The following is an 11259-nucleotide window of genomic DNA, read 5'->3' on the forward strand; positions in this document are numbered from 1 at the left end:
GCCAAGTCGCTACCACGACGCATGGCGCAAAAACATTCAAAATTGCGACATAAATTTTCAATGGTGAGACATGAAAATTTGTGGGCGTCGCTGTCGCTGTGCAACAATGGTTTTCCATGGCCACCGCAAAAAAGCTGGCGTTTGATCGGCGTGGATGGTAAGTGGTTGTTAAAAAAGAGATTTGCCTCCGGTTGAGAGGTGAACCTGGTGAGAAAGTGTCTATGAAAACAGGTCTGTACCATCCCGAAGAATTCAAGGACAACTGTGGTTTCGGCCTGATCGCCCATATGACGGGCGAGCCGAGTCACCACCTTCTGCAAACCGCCATGCAGGCACTGACCTGCATGACCCACCGCGGCGGCATCAACGCCGACGGCAAGACCGGCGACGGTTGCGGCCTGTTGATGCAGAAGCCTGATCGATTCCTGCGTGCCGTGGCCCAGGAGCACTTCGCCGTCGAGCTGCCCAAGCAGTACGCCGTCGGCATGGTGTTCTTCAACCAGGACCCGGTCAAAGCCGAAGCCGCCCGCGCCAACATGGACCGCGAGATCGTCAACGCCGGTCTCAAGCTGGTCGGCTGGCGCAAAGTGCCGATCGACACCAGCGTGCTGGGCCGCCTGGCCCTGGAGCGCCTGCCGCAGATCGAGCAGGTGTTCATCGGCGGTGAAGGCTTGAGCGACCAGGAATTCGCCATCAAGCTGTTCAGTGCCCGCCGCCGTTCGTCCGTGGCCAACGCCCACGACGCCGACCACTACATCTGCAGTTTTTCGCACAAGACCATCATCTACAAAGGCCTGATGATGCCGCGCGATCTCGCGGCGTTCTATCCAGACCTGGGTGACGAGCGCCTGCAAACCGCGATCTGCGTGTTCCACCAGCGCTTCTCCACCAACACCCTGCCGAAGTGGCCGCTGGCCCAGCCCTTCCGCTTCCTCGCCCACAACGGCGAGATCAACACCATCACCGGCAACCGCAACTGGGCCATGGCCCGTCGCACCAAGTTCGCCAACGACCAGATTCCCGACCTCGAAGAGCTCGGCCCGCTGGTCAACCGAGTCGGCTCCGACTCCTCGAGCATGGACAACATGCTCGAGCTGATGGTCACCGGCGGCATCGACCTGTTCCGCGGCGTGCGCATGCTGGTACCGCCAGCCTGGCAGAACGTCGAGACCATGGACGCCGACCTGCGCGCTTTCTACGAATACAACTCCATGCACATGGAGCCGTGGGACGGCCCGGCCGGCATCGTCATGACCGAAGGCCGCCACGCGGTGTGCCTGCTCGATCGCAACGGCCTGCGCCCGGCGCGCTGGGTGACCACCACCAACGGCTACATCACCATCGCCTCGGAAATCGGCGTATGGGGCTACCAGCCGGAGGAAGTCCTGGCCAAGGGCCGTGTGGGCCCGGGCCAGATCCTCGCCGTCGACACCGAGACCGGCCAGATCCTCGACACCGACGCCATCGACAACCGCCTGAAGTCGCGCCACCCCTACAAGCGCTGGCTGCGTCAGCACGCCACGCGCATCCAGGCGACCCTGAGCGACGACCAGGGCGTGGCCAGCTACGACGCCGACCAGCTCAAGCAGTACATGAAGATGTTCCAGGTCACCTTCGAGGAGCGTGACCAGGTGCTGCGCCCGCTCGGCGAGCAGGGCCAGGAAGCGGTCGGCTCGATGGGCGACGACACGCCGATGGCCGTGCTGTCCCAGCGTGTGCGCTCGCCGTACGACTTCTTCCGCCAGCAGTTCGCCCAGGTGACCAACCCGCCGATCGACCCGCTGCGCGAAGCGATCGTCATGTCCCTGGAAATCTGCCTGGGCGCCGAACGCAACATTTTCCAGGAGTCTCCCGAGCATGCCTCGCGGGTGATCCTCAGCTCGCCGGTCATCTCGCCCGCCAAGTGGCGTTCGCTGATGAACCTGGAGCGCGAAGGCTTCGACCGCCAGCTGATCGACCTCAACTATGAAGAGAGCGTCGGCCTGGAAGCGGCCATCCGCAACATCGCCGACCAGGCCGAGGAGGCCGTGCGCGGCGGCAAGACCCAGCTGGTGCTGAGCGACCGCTACATCGCCCCTGGCAAGCTGCCGGTACATGCTTCGCTGGCCGTCGGCGCGGTACACCACCGCCTGACCGAACAGGGCCTGCGCTGCGACAGCAACATCCTGGTCGAGACCGCCACCGCCCGTGACCCGCACCACTTCGCCGTGCTGCTGGGCTTCGGCGCCTCGGCCGTCTATCCGTACCTGGCCTATGAAGTGCTGGCCGACCTGATCCGCACCGGCGAAGTGCTGGGCGATCTGGACGAAGTCTTCAAGTACTACCGCAAGGGCATTTCCAAGGGCTTGCTGAAGATCCTGTCGAAGATGGGCATCTCCACCATCGCCTCGTACCGTGGCGCCCAGCTGTTCGAAGCCGTGGGCCTGGCCGAGGAAGTGGTTGGCCTGAGCTTCAAGGGTGTGTCCAGCCGCATCAAGGGCGCGCGCTTCGTCGACCTCGAGAGCGACCAGAAGCTGCTGGCCGGCGAAGCCTGGAGCGCGCGCAAGCCGATCCAGCAGGGCGGCCTGCTCAAGTTCGTCCACGGTGGCGAATATCACGCCTACAACCCGGACGTGGTCAACACCCTGCAGGCCGCCGTGCAGCAGGGTGACTATGCCAAGTTCAAGGAATACACCACGCTGGTCGACCAGCGTCCGGTGTCGATGATCCGCGACCTGCTCAAGGTCAAGGTCGCCGAACAGCCGCTGGCGCTGGAGCAGGTCGAGCCGCTGGAGGATGTCCTCAAGCGCTTCGACTCCGCCGGTATCTCCCTGGGCGCACTGTCGCCAGAGGCTCACGAAGCCCTGGCCGAGGCCATGAACCGCCTGGGCGCGCGCTCCAACTCCGGCGAGGGCGGCGAAGACCCGGCCCGCTACGGCACCATCAAGAGCTCGAAGATCAAGCAGGTGGCCACTGGCCGCTTCGGCGTCACCCCGGAATACCTGGTCAACGCCGAAGTGCTGCAGATCAAGGTGGCCCAGGGCGCCAAGCCTGGCGAGGGCGGCCAGCTGCCGGGCGGCAAGGTCAACGGCTTGATCGCCAAGCTGCGCTATGCGGTGCCGGGCGTGACCCTGATCTCGCCGCCACCGCACCATGACATCTACTCGATCGAAGACCTGGCCCAGCTGATCTACGACCTCAAGCAGGTCAACCCGCAGGCGCTGGTGTCGGTCAAGCTGGTCGCCGAGGCCGGTGTCGGCACCATTGCCGCTGGCGTGGCCAAGGCCTATGCCGACCTGATCACCATTTCCGGCTACGACGGCGGCACCGGCGCTTCGCCGCTGACCTCGATCAAGTATGCCGGCGCTCCCTGGGAGCTGGGCCTGGCCGAAACCCACCAGACCCTGCGCGGCAACGACCTGCGCGGCAAGGTGCGGGTACAGACCGACGGCGGCCTGAAAACCGGCCTGGACGTGATCAAGGCGGCGATTCTCGGCGCCGAGAGCTTCGGCTTCGGCACCGCGCCGATGATCGCCCTGGGCTGCAAGTACCTGCGCATCTGCCATCTGAACAACTGCGCCACCGGCGTCGCCACCCAGAACGACAAGCTGCGCAAGGATCACTACATCGGCACCGTCGACATGGTGATCAACTTCTTCACCTTCGTCGCCGAAGAGACCCGCGAATGGCTGGCCAAGCTGGGCGTGCGCAGCCTGGGCGAGCTGATCGGCCGTACCGATCTGCTCGACATGCTGCCGGGCGACACCGAGCGCCAGGGCCACCTGGACCTGTCGCCGCTGCTGGGCAGCTCGCACATCCCGGCGGACAAGCCGCAGTTCTGCGAAGTGGACAAGAACCCGCCGTTCGACAAGGGCGAGCTGGCCGAGAAGATGGTCGCCATGGCCCTGCCGGCGATCCGCGACCAGGCCGGTGGCGAGTTCAGCCTCGACATCTGCAACTGCGACCGCTCCATCGGTGCGCGCATCTCCGGCGAAATCGCCAGGCTGCACGGCAACCAGGGCATGGCGGCCAGCCCGATCACCTTCCGCTTCAAGGGCACCGCGGGCCAGAGCTTCGGCGTGTGGAACGCCGGTGGCCTGCACCTGCACCTGGAAGGCGACGCCAACGACTACGTCGGCAAGGGCATGACCGGTGGCAAGCTGACCATCGTGCCGCCTGCCGGCAGCCCGTTCGAAACCCAGCACAGCGCCATCGTCGGCAACACCTGCCTGTACGGTGCCACCGGCGGCAAGCTGTTCGCCGCCGGCACCGCGGGCGAGCGCTTCGCTGTGCGTAACTCCGGCGCCCACGCTGTGGTCGAGGGCACCGGCGATCACTGCTGTGAATACATGACCGGCGGCTTTGTCTGCGTCCTGGGCAAGACCGGTTACAACTTCGGTTCCGGCATGACGGGCGGTTTCGCCTACGTGCTCGACATGGACAACACCTTCGTCGACAAACTCAACCACGAGCTGGTGGAAATCCAGCGCATCAGTGGCGAGGCGATGGAGGCCTACCGCAGCCACCTGGCGCGGGTCTTGGGCGAGTACGTGGAAGAAACCGGCAGCGAGTGGGGGCGTGAGCTCTCGGAGAACCTGGACGACTACGTGCGGCGCTTCTGGTTGGTCAAGCCGAAGGCGGCCAACCTCAAGCAACTGCTGTCCAGCACCCGCGCCAACCCGCAGTAAAAGCAGCTGCAAGTGGCAAGCCTCAAGCTGCAAGTAGAAGCAGTTCGAGGTTTGCCCGGCTTAAGTGATCGTCTTGCGGCTTGCAGCGTGTAGCTTGCAGCTGCTGTTAAGAGGTTTGAAAAATGGCTGAACGTCTGAGCAACGACTTCCAGTTCATCGAAGTGGGCCGCAAGGACCCGAAGAAAAAGCTGCTGCGCCAGCGCAAGAAAGAGTTCGTCGAGATCTACGAGCCCTTCAAGCCACAGCAATCCGTGGAGCAGGCGCATCGCTGCCTGGGCTGCGGCAACCCGTATTGCGAGTGGAAGTGCCCGGTGCACAACTTCATCCCCAACTGGCTGAAGCTGGTCTCCGAAGGCAACATCCTGGCCGCGGCGGAACTGTCGCACCAGACCAACACGCTGCCGGAAGTGTGCGGTCGCGTGTGCCCGCAGGACCGCCTGTGCGAAGGTGCCTGCACCTTGAACGACGGCTTTGGCGCGGTGACCATCGGCTCGGTGGAGAAGTACATCACCGACACCGCCTTCGCCATGGGCTGGCGCCCGGACATGTCCAAGGTCAAGCCGACCGGCAAGCGCGTCGCCATCATCGGCGCCGGCCCCGCCGGCCTGGGCTGCGCCGACGTGCTGGTGCGTGCCGGCGTGACGCCGGTGGTGTTCGACAAGAACCCGGAAATCGGCGGCCTGCTGACCTTCGGCATCCCCGAGTTCAAGCTGGAAAAGACCGTGCTGAGCAATCGCCGCGAAGTCTTCACCGGCATGGGCATCGAGTTCCGCCTGAACACCGAGGTGGGCAAGGACATCAGCATGGAACAGCTGATCGCCGAGTACGACGCGGTGTTCATGGGCATGGGCACCTACACCTACATGAAGGGCGGCTTCCCCGGCGAAGACCTGCCGGGCGTGCACGACGCGCTGGACTTCCTGATCGCCAACGTCAACCGCAACCTCGGTTTCGAGAAGTCGCCGGAAGATTTCGTCGACATGCAGGGCAAGAAGGTCGTGGTGCTCGGTGGTGGCGACACCGCGATGGACTGCAACCGCACCTCGATTCGTCAGGGCGCCAAGTCGGTGACCTGCGCCTATCGTCGCGACGAGGCGAACATGCCGGGTTCGCGCAAAGAGGTGAAGAACGCCAAGGAAGAAGGCGTGAAGTTCCTCTACAACCGCCAGCCCATCGCCATCGTCGGCGAGGACAAGGTCGAGGGCGTGAAGGTGGTCGAGACCCGTCTCGGCGAACCGGATGCCCGTGGCCGCCGCAGCCCCGAGCCGATTCCAGGCTCCGAGGAGATCCTGCCGGCCGATGCCGTGGTGATCGCCTTCGGCTTCCGCCCGAGCCCGGCGCCGTGGTTCGAGCAGCATGGCATTCAGCTGGACAGCCAGGGCCGCGTGGTGGCACCGGAGAAGGGCAAGTTCAAGCACCAGACCAGCAACCCGAAAGTGTTTGCCGGTGGCGACATGGTGCGGGGGTCGGACTTGGTGGTGACGGCTATTTTCGAGGGGCGCACGGCTGCCGAGGGAATCCTGGACTACCTCGAGGTCTGATCAACCGTTGGAGCTGCTTCGCAGCCCTTTCGCGACACAAGGCCGCTCCTACAGGGAATCGCGTTACCTCTGTAGGAGCGGCCTTGTGTCGCGAAAGGGCCGCAAAGCGGCCCCAAGTCCTGTCAGGCTACATACTTTTTGTATACAAAAATGCTTGATCCAAGGCATCCGATAGACAAAACGAATGGCCATGGCCGTGCCTTTTGTGCCCGCGTCTGAGAAAATGCCCGCACTTTTTTTCCGGATGCCGACATGACTGCCCTGAAGAACGATCGTTTCCTGCGTGCACTGCTCAAGCAACCCGTAGACGTCACCCCGGTGTGGATGATGCGCCAGGCCGGCCGCTACCTGCCGGAGTACCGCGCCAGCCGCGCCAAGGCCGGCGACTTCATGAGCCTGTGCATGAACCCGCAGTTCGCCTGCGAGGTCACCCTGCAGCCGCTGGACCGTTACCCGCTGGACGCGGCGATCCTCTTCTCGGACATCCTCACCATCCCCGACGCCATGGGCCAGGGCCTGTACTTCGAGACCGGCGAAGGCCCACGTTTCAAGAAGGTCATCAGCACCCTGGCGGACATCGAGGCGCTGCCGATCCCCGACCCGCAAAAAGACCTGGGCTACGTGATGGACGCGGTCAGCACCATCCGTCGCGAGCTCAATGGCCGCGTGCCATTGATCGGCTTCTCCGGCAGCCCGTGGACCCTGGCCACCTACATGGTCGAGGGCGGTTCGTCCAAGGACTTCCGCAAGACCAAGGCCATGGCCTACGACAACCCCGAAGCCCTGCACCTGCTGTTGGACAAGCTGGCCCAGTCGGTCACCAGCTATCTCAATGGCCAGATCCTGGCCGGCGCCCAGGCCGTGCAGATCTTCGATACCTGGGGCGGCAACCTGTCGGCGGCGGCCTACCAGGAGTTCTCCCTGGCCTACATGCGCAAGATCGTCAGCGGGCTGATCCGCGAGCACGACGGGCGCAAGGTGCCGGTGATCCTGTTCACCAAGAACGGTGGTCTGTGGCTGGAAAGCATCGCCGAGGCCGGCGCCGATGCCCTGGGCCTGGACTGGACCTGCGAGATTGGCGACGCCCGTCGCCGCGTGGGCGACAAGGTGGCGCTGCAGGGCAACATGGACCCGACCGTGCTGTACGCCAAGCCTGAGGCCATCCGCAAGGAAGTCGCGCGCATCCTGGCCAGCTACGGCAAGGGCAGCGGCCATGTGTTCAACCTGGGGCACGGCATCACCCCCGAGGTCGACCCGGAGCACGCCGGCGTGTTCATCAACGCCGTGCATGAGCTGTCGGCGCAGTATCACCAGTAAGCGCCAGGCCTGTCGCGGGGCACGTGGGAGCAACTGTCTTGCTCAGACTCCTCGACCTGGCGCCGATCCCTGTGGGAGCGGGCTTGCCCCGCGAACACCGGCGAAGCCGGTGCCAGATTGCGCGTTGCTTGCTTCGCGGGTAAATCCGTACCCACAGGCACTGCGCAGTGCCTGGGACAACGAGGATCCTGTGCGGGGCTTGCCCCGCGATTTTTTGCATTAAGCTTCAATTCAGCGATCGTCGGTAATCTGGCCCCATCGAAACCCAAACAGGACCCGATCACCATGAAAGCCCGTTACCTGCCCCTGATCCTCGCCCCGCTGTTCAGCACCGCCGCCCTGGCTGCCGGCTACACCGGTCCCGGCGCCCAGGCCGTGACCACCGTCGCCGCCGCCAACGATGCCGCCGACGATACGCCGGTGGTGCTGCAGGGCTACGTGACCAAGAAGATCAACAACGACGACAAGTACGAGTTCAAGGACAGCACCGGCACCATCACCGTCGAGATCGACGATGAAGACCTGCCGCCCACGCCCTTCAACGACAAGACCAAGGTCAAGCTGACCGGCGAGGTGGAGAAGCACCTGATGAGCCGCGAAGTGGATGTCGATATCGTCGAAATCATCAACTGACCTGATCGCCACTTGCCCCGCCTGCGCGGGGCAAGCGCCATTCTCCACACAATCTCCACATTCCCTCCCCATCGGCTCCACATGGCCGGCAGACACTGCCGCCATCGCAAACGGAGCCCTACCTGATGAACAAGACCCTTGGTTTCAAGCTCGGCCTGATCGCCGTGCTGATCCTGTTGTTGCTGATTCCCCTGCTGATGATCGGTGGCCTGATCGACGAACGGCAGGGCCTGCGTGATGACGTGCTGCGCGATATCGCCCAGAGTTCGAGCTTCGACCAGCAGCTCAGCGGCCCGTTGCTGGTGGTGCCATACCGCAAGTACGAGCGGCGTTGGATCGACAAGGACGGCGAGCGTGTCCAGGAGACGAGCACCCTTAGCGGCAACCTGTACTTCCTCCCGGAGACCTTCGACGCCGACATCGCCGTGGATACCGAACTGCGCTCGCGCGGCATCTACCAGGCTCGGCTGTTCCATGCCAAGAGTCGAATCAGCGGGCGCTTCAAGGTCCCCGAGCGCTGGGGTATCGACAAGGACTACGATGACTACCGCTTCGACAAGCCTTACCTGGTGGTGGGCATCAGTGATATTCGCGGTATCGAGAACGGCCTCGAACTGAGCTTTGACGAGCAACGCCTGCCGTTCGAGGCGGGAACCGGCCTGGACTGGCTGCGCGGCGGGGTGCATGTCGGCCTGCCTCAGCTCGACGGCCAGCAGGCCCGTGAGTTCAGCTACGGGTTCGACCTGGCGCTGCAAGGCACCGGCCAGCTGCATGTGCTGCCGGTGGGGCGTAGCAGTGCGGTGGACATGCGTGCCAACTGGCCGCACCCAAGCTTCATCGGCAGCTACCTGCCAAGCCGCCACGCCATCGATGACAAGGGCTTCAGTGCCCACTGGCAGACCTCGTTCTTCGCCACCAACCTGGAGGACGCCCTGCGCCAGTGCGTGAGCAAGCAACAATGCGCGGACTTCACCGGCCCGACCTTCGGTGTCAGCTTCATCGATCCGGTGGACCAGTACCTCAAGAGCGAGCGGGCGATCAAGTATGCGCTGCTGTTCATTGCCCTGACCTTTGCCGGCTTCTTCCTGTTCGAGGTGCTCAAGAGCCTCAGCGTGCACCCGGTGCAGTACATCCTGGTGGGCGTGGCCCTGGCGTTCTTCTACCTGCTCTTGCTGTCGCTGTCCGAGCACTTGGGCTTTGGCCTGGCGTATGGGGTGTCGGCGGCGGCCTGTGTACTGCTGATCGGCTTCTATCTCACCCATGTGCTGCACAGCCTGGGGCGTGGCGTGGGCTTTGCGGCAGGGCTGGCGGCGTTGTACGCGCTGCTCTATGGGTTGCTGAGCGCCGAGGACTACGCGCTGCTGATGGGCTCGCTGCTGTGCTTCGGGCTGCTTGGCGTGTTCATGGTGCTGACCCGGCGGCTGGACTGGTCGCGGGTGGGGAGGGGGGCATGAGGGAGGACAGAGAGATCGGGCGGTGGTTGGCTGTGAGGATTGGTCTGTTGTTTCCTGTGGTACCGAGGTGAATTCTGGGGCTGCTGTGCAGCCCTTTCGCGACGCAAGGCCGCTCCTACAGACGATCGCGAAATCCTGTAGGAGCAGCCTTGTGTCGCGAAACGAGGGCGAAGCCCTCGCTGGCGGAGTCTCAGGCTAACGGAGCTGTAGCCACCATCGACGGCCGCTGGCTCACCTCTGCATACCACGCCGCCAGGCCCGGGTACTGCCCACGCCAATCGAACTCAGGCTGGCGCAGATCCAGATACCCCAACGCACAGGCCACGCCGATCGAGGCGATATCGAACCCGGAGATTATTTGCGCCAGGTGCTCGCGCTCGAAATTGGCCAGGCCGCGGCGAATCTTCTCGCCCTGCGCGTTCACCCAGCCCTCCCATTGCTTGTCTGCCGGGCGCAGGAAGGTCTCGTAGCGCGTGGCCACCGCCGCATCCATGATTGCGTCGGCCTGCGAGGCCAGGGTCAGGCGCCGCCAGCGTGCCGAGCCTTCCCGAGGGATCAAGGGCAGGCCGACGTGCTGGGTGTCGAGGTACTCGCAAATCACCCGGCTGTCGTGCAGCACGCTGCCGTCGTCCAGACGCAGGGCCGGGATCTTGCCGATCGGGTTGTCCTGATTGAGCTGCTCGTCGCCGCTCACCGGGCTGATGTTCACGCCCTGCAGCGTCACGCGGCCCACCTGGCCGGTCTCGTGCAGCACGATCATCACCTTGCGCACGAACGGCGACAGCGGCGAATGGAACAGGATCATGGCTCAGTTGCCTTGCAGGCTGGGTGGCAGGCAGACGCCGGTGCCGCCGATACCGCAGTAGCCGTCCGGGTTCTTGGCCAGGTACTGCTGGTGGTAGGCCTCGGCGAAATAGACGGTTGGCGCCTGCTCGATCTCGGTGGTGATCTCGCCGAAGCCGGCCTTGCTCAGCTCGGCCTGGAACGCGTCGCGGCTGGCCTTGGCCTCTTCGAGCTGCTGCGGCGAGGTGCAGTAGATCGCCGAGCGGTACTGGGTGCCGATGTCGTTGCCCTGGCGCATGCCCTGGGTCGGGTTGTGCAGCTCCCAGAACATTGTCAGCAGCTCGCGATAGCTGACCCGGTTCTTGTCGAACACCACCAGCACCACTTCGGTGTGGCCGGTCAGGCCCGAGCAGACTTCTTCATAGGTGGGGTTGGGGGTGAAGCCGCCGGCGTAGCCGACCACGGTGCTGACCACGCCTTCGCGCTGCCAGAAGCGGCGCTCGGCGCCCCAGAAGCAGCCCAGGGCGAAGATGGCGAAATCGATATCGCCTTCGAAGAATGGGCCGAGCAATGGCGTGCCTTCGAACACGTAGTGGAACTCAGGCAGGGCCATCGGGGTTTCGCGGCCAGGCAGGGCCTGCTCCGCGGTGGGCATGACGTTTTTGTTCACCAGGATTTCCGAACGCAGGACCATGGCCGTTCCTCTATTTGATGTTCAACAACCTGGGGCCGCTTTGCGGCCCTTTCGCGACGCAAGGCCGCTCCTACAGGAGATCGCGCACTTCTGTAGGAGCGGCCTTGCGTCGCGAAAGGGCTGCGCAGCAGCCCCAGAAGGCAAGTGATGTCTATAGTGCCCGAGGTTGG

General features: G+C 64.2%; 7 protein-coding genes. 5 read left to right on the forward strand and 2 right to left on the reverse strand.

Going from position 1 to position 11259, the window contains the following annotated elements:
• The first annotated feature begins 221 nt into the window (after positions 1-221).
• From gltB to creD, 5 genes are all read left to right on the forward strand, one after another.
• Positions 222-4667, forward strand: a complete 4446-nt coding sequence (gene gltB, locus ACYUME_RS01985) for a glutamate synthase large subunit (protein ID WP_460417939.1) — start codon at positions 222-224, stop codon at positions 4665-4667.
• A gap of 122 nt (positions 4668-4789) precedes the next feature.
• Positions 4790-6208 carry an FAD-dependent oxidoreductase gene (locus ACYUME_RS01990; RefSeq protein WP_279886233.1) on the forward strand — a complete coding sequence of 473 codons (1419 nt, stop codon included), beginning with the start codon at positions 4790-4792 and terminating at the stop codon, positions 6206-6208.
• A gap of 252 nt (positions 6209-6460) precedes the next feature.
• Positions 6461-7525: a uroporphyrinogen decarboxylase gene (gene hemE, locus ACYUME_RS01995; protein ID WP_279886231.1), complete on the forward strand. Its 1065-nt coding sequence runs from the start codon at positions 6461-6463 to the stop codon at positions 7523-7525.
• 285 nt (positions 7526-7810) lie between these two features.
• Positions 7811-8158 (forward strand): YgiW/YdeI family stress tolerance OB fold protein, encoded by a 348-nt coding sequence (locus ACYUME_RS02000; protein ID WP_279886229.1) that lies wholly within the window; start codon positions 7811-7813, stop codon positions 8156-8158.
• A 125-nt stretch (positions 8159-8283) separates the two neighbouring features.
• Positions 8284-9612: a cell envelope integrity protein CreD gene (gene creD, locus ACYUME_RS02005; RefSeq protein WP_460417940.1), complete on the forward strand. Its 1329-nt coding sequence runs from the start codon at positions 8284-8286 to the stop codon at positions 9610-9612.
• Between the two features lie 190 nt (positions 9613-9802).
• On the opposite strand, the gene ACYUME_RS02010 is transcribed toward creD, so the two are convergent.
• Positions 9803-10417, reverse strand: a complete 615-nt coding sequence (locus tag ACYUME_RS02010; protein WP_460417941.1) for a glutathione S-transferase — start codon at positions 10415-10417, stop codon at positions 9803-9805.
• A 3-nt stretch (positions 10418-10420) separates the two neighbouring features.
• On the reverse strand, positions 10421-11089 hold the full coding sequence (msrA, locus tag ACYUME_RS02015) for a peptide-methionine (S)-S-oxide reductase MsrA (RefSeq protein WP_279886221.1): 669 nt from the start codon (positions 11087-11089) through the stop codon (positions 10421-10423).
• Between the last annotated feature and the right edge of the window lie 170 nt (positions 11090-11259).

It is taken from the genome of Pseudomonas sp. microsymbiont 2 (assembly GCF_054788395.1).